General features: G+C 38.6%; 14 protein-coding genes. 6 read left to right on the top strand and 8 right to left on the bottom strand.

All coding sequences use genetic code 11. The features are described from left to right. Entirely contained in the window at positions 1–1,182 is a 1,182-nt protein-coding gene (locus AC1M9N_RS06420) for an MFS transporter (protein ID WP_092767040.1), read from the bottom strand. 257 nt (positions 1,183–1,439) lie between these two features. Here AC1M9N_RS06420 and cgtA point away from each other — a divergent pair, with 257 nt between their 5' ends. After that, positions 1,440–2,651 carry an Obg family GTPase CgtA gene (gene cgtA, locus AC1M9N_RS06415; RefSeq protein ID WP_481954457.1) on the top strand — a complete coding sequence of 404 codons (1,212 nt, stop codon included), beginning with the start codon at positions 1,440–1,442 and terminating at the stop codon, positions 2,649–2,651. Positions 2,652–2,679: 28 nt separating this feature from the next. Then, positions 2,680–3,813 (top strand): glutamate 5-kinase, encoded by a 1,134-nt coding sequence (gene proB / locus AC1M9N_RS06410; protein WP_035265485.1) that lies wholly within the window; start codon positions 2,680–2,682, stop codon positions 3,811–3,813. Positions 3,814–3,836: 23 nt separating this feature from the next. Here the strand turns inward: proB and AC1M9N_RS06405 are convergent, their stop codons facing one another. Further along, positions 3,837–4,484 carry an HAD-IB family hydrolase gene (locus tag AC1M9N_RS06405; protein ID WP_481587802.1) on the bottom strand — a complete coding sequence of 216 codons (648 nt, stop codon included), beginning with the start codon at positions 4,482–4,484 and terminating at the stop codon, positions 3,837–3,839. Beyond that, entirely contained in the window at positions 4,451–5,656 is a 1,206-nt protein-coding gene (locus AC1M9N_RS06400) for a DUF1615 domain-containing protein (RefSeq protein WP_035265483.1), read from the bottom strand. The genes AC1M9N_RS06405 and AC1M9N_RS06400 overlap by 34 nt, the downstream gene beginning before the upstream one ends. 282 nt (positions 5,657–5,938) lie before the next feature. Between AC1M9N_RS06400 and dusB the strand changes: the two genes are divergently transcribed. After that, positions 5,939–6,985, top strand: coding sequence for a tRNA dihydrouridine synthase DusB (gene dusB, locus AC1M9N_RS06395; protein ID WP_481954456.1), 1,047 nt, complete (start codon positions 5,939–5,941; stop codon positions 6,983–6,985). A 120-nt stretch (positions 6,986–7,105) separates the two neighbouring features. Here dusB and AC1M9N_RS06390 read toward each other — a convergent pair whose 3' ends face one another. Together AC1M9N_RS06390 and AC1M9N_RS06385 are read right to left on the bottom strand one after the other, a co-directional pair. Continuing rightward, positions 7,106–7,231: a hypothetical protein gene (locus AC1M9N_RS06390; protein ID WP_481608846.1), complete on the bottom strand. Its 126-nt coding sequence runs from the start codon at positions 7,229–7,231 to the stop codon at positions 7,106–7,108. A gap of 73 nt (positions 7,232–7,304) precedes the next feature. Next, positions 7,305–8,354 (bottom strand): NAD(P)H-dependent flavin oxidoreductase, encoded by a 1,050-nt coding sequence (locus AC1M9N_RS06385; protein WP_092767188.1) that lies wholly within the window; start codon positions 8,352–8,354, stop codon positions 7,305–7,307. A 178-nt stretch (positions 8,355–8,532) separates the two neighbouring features. Between AC1M9N_RS06385 and AC1M9N_RS06380 the strand changes: the two genes are divergently transcribed. The 3 genes from AC1M9N_RS06380 (at position 8,533) to AC1M9N_RS06370 (ending at position 12,405) form a co-directional block, all read left to right on the top strand. Continuing rightward, positions 8,533–9,792 (top strand): putative DNA modification/repair radical SAM protein, encoded by a 1,260-nt coding sequence (locus AC1M9N_RS06380; protein ID WP_180028409.1) that lies wholly within the window; start codon positions 8,533–8,535, stop codon positions 9,790–9,792. Continuing rightward, on the top strand, positions 9,793–10,572 hold the full coding sequence (locus AC1M9N_RS06375) for a TIGR03915 family putative DNA repair protein (RefSeq protein ID WP_481597344.1): 780 nt from the start codon (positions 9,793–9,795) through the stop codon (positions 10,570–10,572). It abuts the gene before it with no gap. Between the two features lie 534 nt (positions 10,573–11,106). Next, complete coding sequence (locus AC1M9N_RS06370; RefSeq protein WP_035265514.1) at positions 11,107–12,405, top strand: dicarboxylate/amino acid:cation symporter; 1,299 nt, start codon at positions 11,107–11,109, stop codon at positions 12,403–12,405. Between the two features lie 255 nt (positions 12,406–12,660). On the opposite strand, the gene AC1M9N_RS06365 is transcribed toward AC1M9N_RS06370, so the two are convergent. From AC1M9N_RS06365 to AC1M9N_RS06355, 3 genes are all read right to left on the bottom strand, one after another. Then, complete coding sequence (locus AC1M9N_RS06365) at positions 12,661–13,872, bottom strand: YeeE/YedE family protein (protein WP_481954455.1); 1,212 nt, start codon at positions 13,870–13,872, stop codon at positions 12,661–12,663. 131 nt (positions 13,873–14,003) lie between these two features. Next, positions 14,004–14,705: a VIT1/CCC1 transporter family protein gene (locus AC1M9N_RS06360; RefSeq protein ID WP_035265394.1), complete on the bottom strand. Its 702-nt coding sequence runs from the start codon at positions 14,703–14,705 to the stop codon at positions 14,004–14,006. A 149-nt stretch (positions 14,706–14,854) separates the two neighbouring features. Next, positions 14,855–15,199, bottom strand: a complete 345-nt coding sequence (locus AC1M9N_RS06355; protein ID WP_035265393.1) for a hypothetical protein — start codon at positions 15,197–15,199, stop codon at positions 14,855–14,857. Positions 15,200–15,434: the final 235 nt, after the last annotated feature.

Here is a 15,434-nt window from a genome sequence, read left to right as displayed (position 1 = left end):
TTATATGGTTTTCATGATCTTAAAATCATAACGATCAATACATAAAATTAAAATTGAGAAAAACAGTCCCAAAGCAACGCAACCAATCCATGCATAATGTTCCCAAGCATAGACAGCACCTAAAGAACCTAATGCAGCGCCTGAAAAGTAAATGGTCATATAGACAGCATTAATTCGTGAGCGTGCTTGACCATCAATACGATAAACTAGATTTTGATTTAAAACATGAAATGCAGTGAGACCAAAATAGCTCATCAATACGCCAAGTGCATAAATGAAGATGTTCTGTTGCGCGAAATATAATGGAATACAAGAGAACAGCATCAAGGTGATACATAATTGAGCGACAAATTCTTCTTTCCCTTTGCCAACTGTTTTACCAGACCAACTCGAGGAATAAATTCCGATAATACCTAGCAGACCAAATAGACCAATTTGAAAATCAGTAAATTGATATGGGGCACTCCCTAAAACAAAAGTCATCGATGTAAACACCATTGAGAGAATGCCAAATCCTAGGGCACCCGCGCAGGCACGGCGTATGAGATGCGGATTATGCTTTGCGATGCTCCAAAGTGATTTGTAAATATCGGTGACTTGTAAATGCGAAGCAGGTTGAGTGTTGGGGAGTTTTTTCCACATTAAACATGCAAAACATAAAGTCAAAATACCACTAATGAAATAAACGCCTTCCCAAGACCAATAAGTTGAAACAAAGCCGGCAAATGTCCTAGATAAAATAATCCCCATGACCAATCCGCTCATGAGTTTACCTACAACTGCCGAGCTTAATTCCGGTGGGCTAATGGAAGAAGCAAATGGAATTAATACTTGTGCTGATATGGCTCCAAATGTTGCACAAAGGGTAAAGATATATAAAGTGCTAATATCTGAGCTGAAAGACAAAAGGATCTGCGAAATTGCCGCAAATATCATTAAACTCACAATGAGTTTTCGTTTATTAAAAAAATCTCCAAGGGGTACCAAAAGCATGAGTCCGAGCATATAACCCACTTGAGCGATAACCACGGTAAATCCAGCTTGGCTGGTCGAAATTTCTAAACTTCTTTCGATTGAATAAATCAGTGGTTGATTGAAATAGGCTGAACCTGCACAGACACCACAGGCCAAAGCCATAATAAGCACGAATTGTGAGGATAAAGGGGTAGCAGAGCGATCCATGTCAAAATCTTAGAGTGCAATTTAATGCACTATAGGCATTATTTTGTGGTTTCAGAAATAAATAAAACCAATGATGTTATTTGATAAAACAATGAGTAATGAATAAATCAAATTTAATGCAGTGATACACCAAAATATTAAAGACTCAATTTATGAAAAAAGTCGCTAACTTATTCTCAACCAGCATAAATATAGTCGAGAAATACTTTAAAATATGGCAGAATAGGCGGTTTTAAAGTTTTTAGAGGATTGGCATTATGCGCTTTGTTGATGAAGCAGTCATTACCGTAGAGGCTGGCGACGGTGGCAATGGCGTAGCCAGTTTTCGCCGTGAAAAATTCGTACCATTTGGTGGTCCAGATGGTGGTGATGGTGGTCGTGGTGGCAGCGTATATATTCAAGCTGATGACAACACCAGTACGCTTGTAGATTATCGTTATACCCGTAGATTTCGTGCTGAACGTGGTAAAAATGGTGCTGGCGCAAACTGTGCAGGTCGCGGTGGTGAATCCGTAACACTATATGTTCCAGTAGGAACAACAATTGTAGATACTGAGTCTGGCGACATCATTGGTGATTTAATTGAAAATGGTCAACGTGTTCTTGTTGCTCAAGGTGGTGACGGTGGTTTAGGTAACACTCACTTTAAGTCATCAACGAACCGTTCTCCACGTAAATGTACACATGGCAACAAAGGTGAGTTCCGCGAAATTCGCCTAGAGCTGAAAGTTTTGGCAGATGTTGGCTTATTAGGTATGCCAAATGCGGGCAAATCAACATTTATTCGTGCTGTCTCTGCAGCAAAACCAAAAGTAGCAGATTACCCATTTACAACTATGGTACCTAATCTTGGTGTTGTAGATGCAGATCGTCACCGTTCATTTGTAATGGCTGATATTCCAGGTTTGATCGAAGGTGCTGCAGAAGGTGCAGGTCTTGGTATTCGCTTCTTAAAACATTTGGCGCGTACTCGTATTCTTCTACATATCGTGGATGTACAGCCAATTGATGGATCAGATCCAGCTTATAATGCTAAGGCAATTTTAAATGAACTTTTAAAGTTCTCTCCAACATTGTCAAAACTCCCAGTGGTGTTGGTTTTAAATAAAGTAGATCAGTTGCCTGAAGACTCAAGAGATGAGTGGTGCAATCACATCCTTGAAGAGTTGAAATGGGAGGGTCCAGTATTTAAGACTTCAGGCTTGATGTCTGAGGGAACCAAAGAAGTCGTTTATTATTTAATGGATCAAATTGAACAACAGCGCGAACGCGAAGTTGAAGATCCAGAGTATGCAGCAGAAATGCAAGCATTCCGTGATCAGCTTGAAGCTGAAACACGTGAACAAACCATTGCAGCTAAAGAGGCTTATCGTGAAATGCGTCGTAAACAACGTCTTGCCAGTCAAGAGGATGACGATTTTGACGATGATGAAGATGATGGCGAAATGGAAGTGTACTACGTACGTTAATCTCTTTATATAAGAGACAGAGGACAAGATGATAGAAGTGGTAGATGGGCAACGTCAGCTCAAGGGTTGCAAAAGAATCGTTGTTAAAATCGGATCATCTTTACTCACAGCAAACGGAAAAGGTTTAGATATAGATGCAATCTCGCATTGGGCGGGGCAAATTGCAGATCTACACAATGCAGGGCATGAGATTATTCTTGTGTCTTCCGGTGCTGTGGCTGAAGGTATGGTTCGAATGAAACTTGAGAATCGACCCACGGATCTACCCAGTCTTCAAGCTTGTGCTGCCATTGGTCAAATGGGGCTGATACAAACTTGGTCTAGTGTATTGTTGAATCACAATATTCAGTCTGCACAAGTTTTATTGACTCATGATGACTTGGCTGACCGTCGCCGTTATTTGAATTCTTGTGATGCTTTACAACATTTAATCGATTGGAAAGTGATTCCAGTGATTAATGAAAATGACACTGTATCTACTGATGAGATTCGATTCGGAGACAATGATACTTTAGCTGCAATGGTTGCAGGCCAAGTTCATGCTGATTTATTGATTATTTTGACAGACCAAGAGGGGATGTTTGATTCAGATCCTCGCTCAAATCCTAATGCGAAGTTGTTTCATACAGTTCGCGCATTAGATGAAAGTTTGTTTGATATGGCAGGTGGTGGTGGTAAGTTTGGTCGAGGTGGAATGCTGACCAAAGTACGTGCTGCTCGTTTAGCTGCGAAATCAGGATGTCCTACACTGATTGCCAGTGGAGACAGTAATCATGTGTTAACTCGATTAATGTCGGGTGAGATGCTAGGTACGTTGTTTATCACTGATAATGATCGAATCACTGCTCACCAACAATGGTTAGCTGCGCATTTGCAGACTGCAGGGCGATTGGTGATTGATGATGGTGCTGTGAAAGCGATCAAAGAAAATCATCGGAGTTTATTGCCTGTAGGTGTGAAAGCAGTTGAAGGGCATTTCGAGCGTGGTGATGTGGTGGAGTGTGTGGATCAGCAACGGCATCGCGTCGCAGTTGGTCGTGTCAACTTTAGTTCACGTAGCGCTGAAATTGTCAAAGGCTTACCCTCAGATAAGGTACACCAAGTTCTAGGTGAAGCACGTTCATTAGAAATGATCCATCGCAATCATATGGCGATCTATTAATTTCTTATTTAATAAAAGCTCGCTTAGGCGAGCTTTTTTTGTGGGTCAAGATCGGGTAATTGATGAGATGATCCGACCATATAAGGATAATCAGCCATATCCAACATCGCTTGATCCTCATAAGAATTTCCATAAGCATAAATTGATTGAAATTGGTCTACATCATATTGCTTGAGTATGCGCTGTCTTTTTTCTTCGCCACTACAATCAGGAGAAGAATAATGACCCGTATAAAACTGATTGAGCACTTCAGTTTCAGTACAAATCAAATCTACATTTAAAATCTGAGAAATGGGTTTTAAATAAATATCAATGGATGCAGAGACAATCGCAATGCGGTCACCACGGAGTTGATGCTTGATCAATTGTTCATAAATGGGTGAGTTTAAGTGTTGTTGTAATGAATGGGCGTATTCAAGTGCAATCGGATCTGCATCAGACCTAGAAAATCCAGTAAACATTGCCTTGAATAGCTTAGGGCGCATTGCGTGCGCGGGGTAAATATTTAAAAAATAGGCTTGAATCCAAGGCAGGGTTTTTAGTCCTTGCTTAACAATATGTCGTTTTGATAAGGCGTAAAAGATAAAGCTCGTAAAACTATCTTTTTCACACAGTGTTCCATCAAAATCAAATAACGCTAGGTTTTGATTCTTTTTGCTTTCTGCATACATGTTTGATATCGACCGTTAACTCGCGTAGCAAACCAGTTGGTATTGTAGTCGCGACTAAGCTTAGGACCTGAAATAACCACTTCAGGCATAATGGCATAAAATTTTTCTTTTCCAATTTTCTTTTCGTAAAGCTCAGTCACAGCTTTATAGGTTTGCGTATCTTCAAACTTTTTCTCTTTTTCTTTCTTTAAATCAGCTCGAATTTGACGAGGTGTAATAAATACATTATTTGCGGCAAATACATTGATAAGTTCTTGTTCAGATTGACTCTTTTCAGCTTTTGGATTGCCATTTTTATTGTACAGTAATAAGTCTCCATCAAGCGTTAACTCCGCTGCTGTTAATTCATTGAGCATGCTTTGGAAAGCGGCGTTACGACTTGAATACATGCCTGAATTGTAGTCTGCAAAGCGATATATGGGTTGATCATAATCTGCTGGATACATCATCAGGCGGTGAATACCATAATAGAGTCCGCCATATTGACTATAAAGGTCTGATCTTAGATCTGCGATACTTCCACCTTGGCGCTTATGATCTTTTGCATAGCTAATATGAACTTGCATAGAGCCTAAAGTGGTAATGGGATTTAGTTTTTCACCAATATCTTGACCAACGAGTTTAGCTGCACCAGTGAGTGCACTGACATGGTAGTGTTTTGCCATGTGAGCAAAAATCTCACGATACAATTCATCTAATTCTCGTTCGGTGGAGACTTTTCGCATTTGTTTTAGATAATTGTCTTCAGGTGTTGGTTGATTTTTTAAGACTTCTTGGAAATACCCCGCAACGGTGCCTCCGATACTATCTCCTAATTTATCTTTAAATTTTTCATCTAAACGATCTTCAATTTCTTTAACTGCTTTGGCACCTAGTCCGGGTACATGGGGATCTGCAACAAAATTAGATTCTTGATCGACTACAGCAATAATGGTACACACATTTTCTTTCGTTTGGGGTATACCGAGTTGCTCGGTTATTTTATAAATATCCTCGGCCCATGAACCACGATTATTAACGCGGCCAGGAATGAGTTTTGAGATTTGTTCTGCATCAATCGTTTTATCTTGTGTGTTCCACCATGATGAGTCACCACAAGCACTCATGAATAAACTTAATGTAGCAACACTACAGGCTTTAAAAATTACATTAGAGCGAAAGCTATTTTTCATAAATGCAAAGTATCAGGGATAAAGATTCTAGCGAAGTATACTATTTCATTCACGATTTGTGAGAACTTATATGTATACAAGATAATGGCAGCATGCTTCAAATATAAATCTAAGTGTTGAGCTTAAGTTCATCCATTAACATTCAAGCAAAATGAGATAAAACATATTTTTAGTTTCAAACGTTATATAATTTAATGCTTGTATCTAATTTCAATCTCTCAATGAGTGCAGATTTAAAAAGTTAAGCATTCTGAAACTGTTTCATCATCATTGGTATTATTCATGTCTCAACATCCTGTGATCCGTGATTTATTTGATCGCGAAAAAACAACTCCTGTTTTTGTAGCACCCATGGCAGGTGTAACGGATCGACCATTTAGAACCTTGTGTAAATATTTTGGTGCAGGACATGCAGTTAGTGAAATGATGACTTCTGACAAAACGCTGCGTATGAGCAAGAAAAGTCTCTACCGAGCCAACTTTGATGGTGAAATTGCTCCAATTTCAGCACAAATAGCAGGATCAGACCCACGGGATTTAGCTGAAGCTGCACGATATCAAGTGTCAAATGGTGCTCAAATCGTTGACATCAATATGGGTTGTCCAGCGAAAAAGGTGTGCAATAAATTAGCAGGTTCTGCACTGCTACAGGATGAAGACTTGGTAGCCAGAATTTTAGATGCGGTGGTCGAGGCAGTGGATGTCCCTGTAACACTTAAAACGCGCTTAGGATTTTTAAACGGACATGAAAATATTATGCGTGTGTCGAAGCGCGCAGAACAAGCGGGTATTGCAGCTTTAGCATTGCATGGTCGTACACGGGAAGATATGTATTTAAATACTGCACGTTATGATCTAATTAAAGAAGTGAAGCAAAATATCTCTATTCCAGTCATTGCAAATGGAGATATTGATAGCCCAGAAAAAGCCAAGTATGTATTAGATCATACTGGTGCTGATGCCGTGATGATTGGTCGAGCAGCACAAGGTCGTCCATGGATTTTTAGAGAAATTGCTCATTATTTAAAAACGGGACAGCCACTTGCAGCGCCATCGATTGCTGAAGTGAAAGAAGTTCTATTGGGACATCTGAATGAGCTATATGAATTTTACGGTGAGTATTCAGGCTGTCGCATTGCACGTAAACATATCGCGTGGTACACCAAAGGTCTCCACTCAAGTAATGAATTTCGTCAGAATATTTACAAAGTAGAAAGTACAGCGGAACAAGCCAAGGTCGTAGCCAATTATTTCGATTTACTTTTGTCGGAAGGGCAAATTATGAGTGATGTTCAAGTGGAATCTGTGGATTTATTAAAATCAGGTTGAGTTTCTATATGTCAGCACTCAACTGAGATAAGTTATTCATACATTCTACTGTTGAGATTCAAGAGGTTGTAAATTTACTTGAGAATCCGATTTTTTCTCTTCAGGAGATTGTTATTGATCTTAATTTAAAATTTGAGCATCTAACTGCTCAACATTATGTTGAGTGGACTGATCTTTATCTTGAGCATGTGAATAGCTGTCTATTCCAAATCCAATCGCCACAAGTGCTAATAATACAAAACCCATACTTTTCGCTACATAATTTAACAATTCATTGTAAATAAAAAAACTTCAGTTCGGTATGGGTTTTATCGATTATTTAAGCATCATATTGATCAATTTCTAATATGATTTGATTGATTAAATCAGGTGCTTCTAAAACTCTGATTTGATTTACATTACTTCCTGCCCAGAATGCACCAAAACTTTCATCTTTGTTGGTTAATGCTGCTGCATTTAGTTGTTTACCTAAATCATATGCATAAGGGTAGGGAGCAACTAACTCACGCTGAGGTAAATCTACGAGAGTTGACCAACTGTTGATTATCCCTCTCGCTGGTCGCCCAGAGATGCTTGATGTAATTTGAGTTAAAGGCTTACTTAATAATGCATTACGATAAGCTGCATTTGCAGCTGAACTCTTGCATTGTACAAATGCAGTACCGAGTTGTACGGCTGAAGCTCCGAGATTCATCATATATTTAGCTTGAAAGCCATTCATGATTCCACCAGCTGCTACGACAGGTATCTTGCAGGTAGGAACAAGTAATTTTATTAAATCTGCTGTTTTGATTGCACTGTCAAAATGCTCATTAAAAATACCACGGTGTCCTCCCGCTTCAATACCTTGTGCAATGATGATATCAATCCCAGCGTCTTCAATTGCTCTAGCTTCCGCTAAGTTCGTTGCTGATACCATCGTAATAATACCAGCCTCTTTGAGGGCAGCTATTTGATGTGCATGAGGTATCCCAAAGTGAAAACTCACCGCCTTAGGTCGAGTTTCTAAGACTAAATCTAAAAAATCATCATTATCTAAAAAACTGGGGTAAATACATTTTAATTCTTTGGGTGGTTCAGTATTAAAGTTATCAAAGTGGGGTTTTAGATAATTTATCCAGTTTTGATTACGTTCAGAATCAAGTTGAGCTGGTTTGTGGCAAAAGAAATTAACCTGAAAGGGTAAATCTGTTAATTTTTGAGTTGCAAAAATTTGTTGTCGAGCACTTTCGATACTGGCAGCACCTAAACCAAGAGACCCTAAACCACCTTGATTGGATACTTCAGCTGCCAGTTCTGGTGTGGATACCCCAGCCATTGGCGCCAAAAAAATGGGATGCTGAATGGATAATTGTTCGAGTAAAGACATAATCAAGCTCCATGATTTAATTTCACTTTGCACAATCATGATCGGAGAATCAAATTATATTCATTATTTAGTGCGAAAATGCAAAGCGTCAAACTGTGTCGCATGAATGATCAGCGACATTTAGTAGAATAAATAAACAATTATAATATTCGAAATCTCATTGTTTCCCCTTACATATATGTCTGATCGTATCCGTGAAAAATTACAGATTTTAGCTGATGCTGCCAAATATGATGTGTCTTGTTCCTCAAGTGGTAGTAACCGCAAGAACAAAGATAAAGGTCTTGGTAATACAGGTTCCGGAATTTGCCATAGTTATACCGAAGATGGTCGCTGTGTTTCATTATTAAAAATTTTATTCTCAAATGTCTGTATTTATGATTGTGCGTATTGTGTCTCTCGCCGTTCAAATGACGTAAAGCGAGCAGCATTTACCGTCCAAGAAGTGGTAGATCTGACCATTAATTTTTATCGTCGAAACTATATAGAAGGGTTATTTTTAAGTTCAGGAATTTTTAAATCCGCGGATTACACCATGGAGAGAATGCTTCAAGTCGTAAAAAAATTAAGACTGGAAGAAAATTTTAATGGGTACATTCATCTCAAAACTATTCCGGGCGCTTCGCAAGAAATTATTCATGAGGCTGGACTGTATGTCGATCGGATGAGCATTAACTTAGAAATGCCGACAGAAGAAGGCTTAGTGAAATTTGCACCTGAAAAGTCGCATGCAGAAGTGCAGAAAGATTTAGGTATTGTGAGAGACCGTTTGATTGAATTGAAAGATGAGAGAAAACTAATCAAGTCGGTTCCTAAATTTGTGCCTGCTGGTCAGACAACACAAATGGTGGTCGGTGCGCATCACGAAACAGATCGTGATGTAATCTTGATGGCTGACAAGCACTATAAAGATTTTAAATTAAAACGGGTGTATTACTCAGGATATATACCTATCAATCCAGAAGAGTCTGCTTTACCTGCCGTAGGTTCTGCACCGCCGTTATTGCGAGAAAATCGCTTATATCAATCAGATTGGTTAATGCGTTTTTATGGATTTGAAGCCAACGAAATTGTGGATGAAGCACATCCCAATTTAGATTTAGAGGTTGATCCTAAATTAGGTTGGGCTTTAAGACATCCAGAGCAGTTTCCAGTGGATATTAATACTGCTGAATATAAAATGATTTTACGTGTTCCTGGCATTGGTGTGAGATCTGCTAAGAAAATTGTACAGGCTCGCCGTTTTGGAAAAATTCATATCGATCAGTTAAAGCGCTTAGGCGTTGCTTATAATCGTGCTCAACATTTTATTCGATGTGCTGATACACCTAAGTTTAAAAGAGAACAGCACGCTCATCAGATCCGCCAGCAAATTTTACAAAGTGGGCAATCAAAATATGTGAAACAACTGTCACCTCAACTAGGATTTGGGTTTTAAATGGCTGTGTATGTTTTTGATGGTACCATGACTGGGTTGCTGTGCTGTGTTTTTAGAGCTTTTCAATTCAAAGAGTTCGACGTAAAAGTTCAAACTGAAGGAAACGCTCACCAGAATTTGTTTGATGAGTCAGTCCGAGTTTACAGTGAAGAAAAGCAAGCTGAACGAGTCTGGCAAGGTTTAAAATCTAAAATTTCTGCTTCAAGTTTACGTAATTGGTATTTTACTTTTTTGTCTGAGCAGGAAGTGGCATACCAACATCTATTTGATTATTCCATTTATATCTTTAAGCATCAATACGCCGTTGAAAAAAATTTCGGTCATCGTGATGTTTTAGCGCTTGCACAATGGGCTAAACAAGTTGGTCGTGAAAAGCACCGAATGGAGGCATTTGTTCGCTTTAAAAAGTGTAAGGATGGTTTATTTTTATCATTAGTAAGACCAGATTTTAATGTTCTGCCTTTAATCTCTAAGCATTTCAAAGCACGTTATCAAGACCAGCGTTGGTTAATTTATGATGAAAAGCGACGCTACGGAATTTACTATGATTTGAAGCAAGTCCATCAAGTTAATTTGAATGCAGCCGAAATTGATCAAAATATCCATATAGGTTCTAGTCAATCATTCATGATTGAACTCGATGATCAAGAAGAGCTATATGATCAACTTTGGAAGGATTATTTTAAGAGTGTAAATATAGTGGCACGTGATAATCCTAAGTTGCATGTTCAATACGTACCTAAAAGGTATTGGAGATATATGAATGAAAAGCAGGTTTAGTACGATTTTTTAAAAATAAGTTATTGAATTTATTTGATAAAATATAATAAAAACAATTTTGTAAGAGTGTTTTAAATTTATACTACTAAAATTATTAATATTTTTTGATTATATTTCTTTAAGGGTTATTTACATAAGATATTGAATTATATATTTATATATATTGTTCTTAGATTGCATTGAAATTTAATTATACTTTATAGGTATATATTGGGTCATAAAATAAAATTATTTGTATTTTTAATATTCAAAATTAACTTATGAATTTTTAATTTTCATTTTTTTCTAAAAATATCAAAACTTAATTTTATATGAGTTAATTTTTATGACGATTCATATTTAGTCATCTCAGCCCAATTGGACTCTATAAATCTTTTTTTCTTAGACTAATAGTTAAGCCCGACTTTTTCATTCAAAAAGTGAATGTCACTAGAATTTCGACCTTTGAAATTATTTAACGCGCAATTCATTTTTGAGTGTGAAATTTATTGCATTTAACAATGGATTCACTTTTTTGAATTAGAAGGGTCTTCCATGGATATTCACGTTGATGAGCAATCTCAACCACCTAAGAAGCAAAAGTTTTATCAAATTTTATATGTTCAAGTCATCTTTGCAATTATTGCGGGTGTCACACTTGGACATTTTATGCCGGAGTTGGGGGCAAGTTTAAAACCTCTTGGCGATGCTTTTATTAAAATCGTCAAAATGATCATTGCACCCGTTATTTTCTTGACTGTGGTCACGGGTATTGCTGGTATGACGAATATGGGCGCAGTGGGGCGAGTGACGGGTAAAGCAATGGCTTACTTTTTAACTTTCTCTACGCTTGCGCTGATTGTGGGCATGATTGTTGCTAATCTTATTCAGCCGGGTAAAGGTCTTAATATCGATCCTGCTGCTTTAGAAGGTGACAAAGTTTCAACTTATGTTGAAAAAGCTCAGGATGCCTCTATTGTTGACTTCTTCATGAATATCATACCAAAGACTTTAATCAGTCCTTTGGCGGGTGGTGATATTCTTCAGGTTTTGTTTGTTGCTGTTCTATTTGGTTTAGCGCTTGCAGCGGTGGGTGAAAAAGGGAAACCAGTTACAGACTTCTTAACGACACTGACCGCTCCGGTATTTTACCTTGTCGGTATGTTGATGAAACTAGCTCCAATTGGTGCATTTGGTGCGATGGCGTATACGATTGGTGCTTTCGGTATTTCGAGTATTGGAAATTTACTATTATTAATCGTAACGTTCTATATTACTTCACTTTTATTTGTTCTGCTTATTCTGGGAGCAGTTGCACGATACAATGGATTTTCTATCATTGATCTCATCCGCTATATCAAAGATGAATTATGGTTAGTATTAGGCACGAGCTCTTCTGAAGCTGCACTGCCAACGCTGATGAATAAAATGGAAAAAGCGGGTTGTGAAAAGTCGGTCGTTGGTTTGGTCATTCCAACTGGATATTCATTTAATTTAGATGGTACAAATATCTATATGACGATGGCTGCTCTTTTTATTGCTCAAGCCTGTAATATCGATTTGACCATTTGGGAACAGATCACAATTTTGTTGGTTGCGATGATTAGTTCAAAAGGGGCTGCAGGTGTAACGGGTGCGGGCTTTATTACTCTGGCAGCTACATTATCCGTTGTTCCAGCATTACCTGTTGCAGGGATGGCACTTATTTTAGGTATCGATCGTTTTATGTCTGAATGCCGCGCATTAACTAATCTTGTTGGCAATGCTTGTGCAGCAATCGTTGTAGCACGTTGGGATAATGCATTAGATAAAGAACAATTAGATGCAACTTTGAAAAAGAAAGTAGAGGCTTGACTTCACTTTTAATATCTAAATCTTAAGCCCATCTTCGGATGGGTTTTTATATAGATGATGCAGCATTTAACAAACTCAAAGTAAGCACATAAAGACTTATTATAAGAACAAACTTTGGTGACTTAGCTGATTTCAATCGGCTGAAATTTAATACTCCTTTCTTTTTCTTATTCTATTAAGTGGTTGTAATTGCACTATAGAAAGATAAAAACGCCCAATTGAAATTAGGCGTTCTCAAATATCGATATTTGCTGATTAGCAACCTGTAATTTTTTCAGGCTGAGGCTTTTCATTCGGGAAAAATAGTGGACGAAGTTTCACACCTATACCATTACCAATAAAAGCGAAAATCAGCCATAACCACCCATGTAGACTGCCTGATGCAATGCCGCTGAAATAAGCACCGATGTTACAACCGTATGCTAATCGAGCGCCATAACCCAACATGATCCCCCCAATGACAGCTGCTAGAATTGAGCGTTTAGGGATATTGAGACTCGGTGCAAATTTTCCAGCGAGACCTGCTGCAAGTAAAGCGCCGAGCATGATGCCAAAATTCATCATAGAGGTGATATCAAACCACAACGAATTTGCTAAAGCTTTAGCATTTCCAGGTTGTTGCCAATAGTCCCAAGCTGTTACATCAATTCCGACTAATGTTGCACCTTTCGCTGCCCATACTGCGAGTGCAGATGTGACACCCCATGGGCGACCAGCCAATGCAAGCGTGGCGAAATTAAGCAGGGTGAGAATAATACCACCCCAAATTAAAGGCCATGGTCCCTTTAAGAAACGTTTCCAGCCTTGATGTGCTGCAACAGGTTCTTGTTCAAGCTGACCGTGGCGTTTTTTCTCGAAGTAGACTGTTGCTAATGCGATCAAACCAAATAGCACGAAATTGAGTATTAGCGCTGGAATAACACCAAAGCTTTGTACTACTGAAATAGGGGCTAAGTGTGGCAGTGCAAACCACCATTCAATATGTGAAGTAGCGATCAGTGAGCCTAAACAGAAAAAGAATAGAGTGATCAGCATACGTGAGCTACCACCACCGACTGTATAGAGTGTCCCAGATGCGCAACCACCACCCAGTTGCATGCCAATTCCGAAAATAAATGCACCAATCATCACGGACATCGATACGGGATTGACGTTGCCTTTAACGGGTTGACCAAATAATTCACCTGCACCTAAAGCTGGGAAGAAGAGCAGCACTGCCAGTGCGAGCATAATCATTTGTGCACGTAAACCACGACCTTTGCGTTCTTTAATAAAAACGCGCCAGCTCGATGTAAAACCAAATGATGCATGGTAGAGCGTCATACCAAGCGCACCACCAATAAGGAATAACAGGGCTTGATTAATTCCCACAATTTGATAAGCACCAAGGGTGCCTACAATCAATAAAACAATAGCGATCCAGACCGATGAGTGTGATCGGTCAGATTGAGCTGCAATAATGGACATGAAGATAAGAAAAGCTGATAAAACACATCAGTATTTTAATTGATTGATTGTGGGTTGATAGTCCTACACTGCATTTATGCATTAAATGCTGCTGAGTAATATTGATTTTATATATTTGTAATTCTTATATGTTAGCCGACATGTACATTAAACAGTGAGCCAATCCAACTTGAAAATGCCATCGCTGCGATTCCCCAAAGCGTAATTCGCAATGCAGATTTTACTTTAGACGTTCCAGCAAAATATCCAGATAAAGCCCCTAGAATAAATAACGCTAAAATGCAAAAAAAGGCAACACTGTATTCTAAATATGCAGGAGGACTGATCAGTATAGCGATCATAGGGCAAGCTGCACCTATTGAAAAGGCGGTGGCAGAAGACCAAGCGGCTTGAAAAGGTTGAGCTGTTGTATTTTCATGGATACCAATTTCATCACGTGCATGTGCAGCTAACGCATCATGCTCGCTCAGTTGTATAGCAACTTGATGAGCAAGTTCGGGTGATAGTCCTCTTTGTATATAAATATGCGTTAATTCTTTCAGTTCTATTTGTGGATTGCGTGCTAACTCACTTGCTTCAAACTTTAGATCAGCTTCTTCGATATCAGACTGAGATTTTACTGAAATATATTCACCAGCTGCCATGGACGTTGCGCCTGCAATCAAACCAGCAATACAAGTGATTAAAAGGGTATGTTGATTCGCGCCACTTGCTGCCATCCCCATGATTAAACTAGTGACTGAAATTATACCGTCGTTGGCACCAAGAACAGCAGCTCTTAACCAACCTGTGCGATGTATATAATGTGGTTCTGTATGGTGCGAATAGCTCATAGGATTTTGTCTTATTATCTGAAAATGTTATTCAAAAATGAGTTGTTATTCATACAGTATAGGCTTGATTCGTATTTTGGGGCTGTATAATTGCTCTGTTAGAGAAAAAATTAAAGCCTCTAAAGAGGCTTTAATTGGTAAAAATCAAATTATTGTTGAGCTTTTTCTTTTACATTCGCTGCACCTTCTTCTACAGCTGCCGCAGCATTAGCAGTTGCTTCTTTAGCCGCTTCTGAAGCGTTGTGCGCAGCGTTTTCAGCATGTGCAGCAGCATTATCTGCAGCTTGTGCTGTCGCATCAGCAGCATTGTCGACTGCAGTTGCAGTTGATTGAGCTGCATCTTCAGTCGCATTTTGAATATCTGCACCTGCTTGTTCAGCAGCATTTTCTAAATGTTCACCAGTTGTCGCGCCAGTTTCAGGAGCTTTATCCTTATTACACCCAACCAAAGCAACTGTAGCAGCAAGACCTAAAGCAACAAGAATCTTATTCATTTTATCTTCCTTTTTTAATTCAATGAGTATCCAAGTAGCATGGATGAGAACAATATAAGCAGATTTTAAATAAAGTTTTATTCAAAAATTGTAAAGATAATATTGGCTTATAAAAAAGCCCCGAGAAAGAGTTTTCTCAGGGCTACACTTTAATGCGGTATGTTAAGGCTGAAATTACTGTCCAGAACGAATGATGTAATCAAACGCTGACAGTGATGCTTTCGCGCCTTCACCA

Source organism: Acinetobacter sp. ANC_7655, assembly GCF_056784015.1.
The sequence above is the reverse complement of the archived record's forward strand: the minus strand, read 5'-3'. Positions and strand labels throughout refer to the sequence as shown.

What these genes read in the sequence shown, in the direction of transcription:
- AC1M9N_RS06420 (WP_092767040.1), bottom strand. Translation starts at nt 1,182, where the DNA reads ATGGATCGCTCTGCTACCCCTTTATCCTCACAATTCGTGCTTATTATG.
- cgtA (WP_481954457.1), top strand. Translation starts at nt 1,440, where the DNA reads ATGCGCTTTGTTGATGAAGCAGTCATTACCGTAGAGGCTGGCGACGGT.
- proB (WP_035265485.1), top strand. Translation starts at nt 2,680, where the DNA reads ATGATAGAAGTGGTAGATGGGCAACGTCAGCTCAAGGGTTGCAAAAGA.
- AC1M9N_RS06405 (WP_481587802.1), bottom strand. Translation starts at nt 4,484, where the DNA reads ATGTATGCAGAAAGCAAAAAGAATCAAAACCTAGCGTTATTTGATTTT.
- AC1M9N_RS06400 (WP_035265483.1), bottom strand. Translation starts at nt 5,656, where the DNA reads ATGAAAAATAGCTTTCGCTCTAATGTAATTTTTAAAGCCTGTAGTGTT.
- dusB (WP_481954456.1), top strand. Translation starts at nt 5,939, where the DNA reads ATGTCTCAACATCCTGTGATCCGTGATTTATTTGATCGCGAAAAAACA.
- AC1M9N_RS06390 (WP_481608846.1), bottom strand. Translation starts at nt 7,231, where the DNA reads ATGGGTTTTGTATTATTAGCACTTGTGGCGATTGGATTTGGAATAGAC.
- AC1M9N_RS06385 (WP_092767188.1), bottom strand. Translation starts at nt 8,354, where the DNA reads ATGTCTTTACTCGAACAATTATCCATTCAGCATCCCATTTTTTTGGCG.
- AC1M9N_RS06380 (WP_180028409.1), top strand. Translation starts at nt 8,533, where the DNA reads ATGTCTGATCGTATCCGTGAAAAATTACAGATTTTAGCTGATGCTGCC.
- AC1M9N_RS06375 (WP_481597344.1), top strand. Translation starts at nt 9,793, where the DNA reads ATGGCTGTGTATGTTTTTGATGGTACCATGACTGGGTTGCTGTGCTGT.
- AC1M9N_RS06370 (WP_035265514.1), top strand. Translation starts at nt 11,107, where the DNA reads ATGGATATTCACGTTGATGAGCAATCTCAACCACCTAAGAAGCAAAAG.
- AC1M9N_RS06365 (WP_481954455.1), bottom strand. Translation starts at nt 13,872, where the DNA reads ATGTCCATTATTGCAGCTCAATCTGACCGATCACACTCATCGGTCTGG.
- AC1M9N_RS06360 (WP_035265394.1), bottom strand. Translation starts at nt 14,705, where the DNA reads ATGAGCTATTCGCACCATACAGAACCACATTATATACATCGCACAGGT.
- AC1M9N_RS06355 (WP_035265393.1), bottom strand. Translation starts at nt 15,199, where the DNA reads ATGAATAAGATTCTTGTTGCTTTAGGTCTTGCTGCTACAGTTGCTTTG.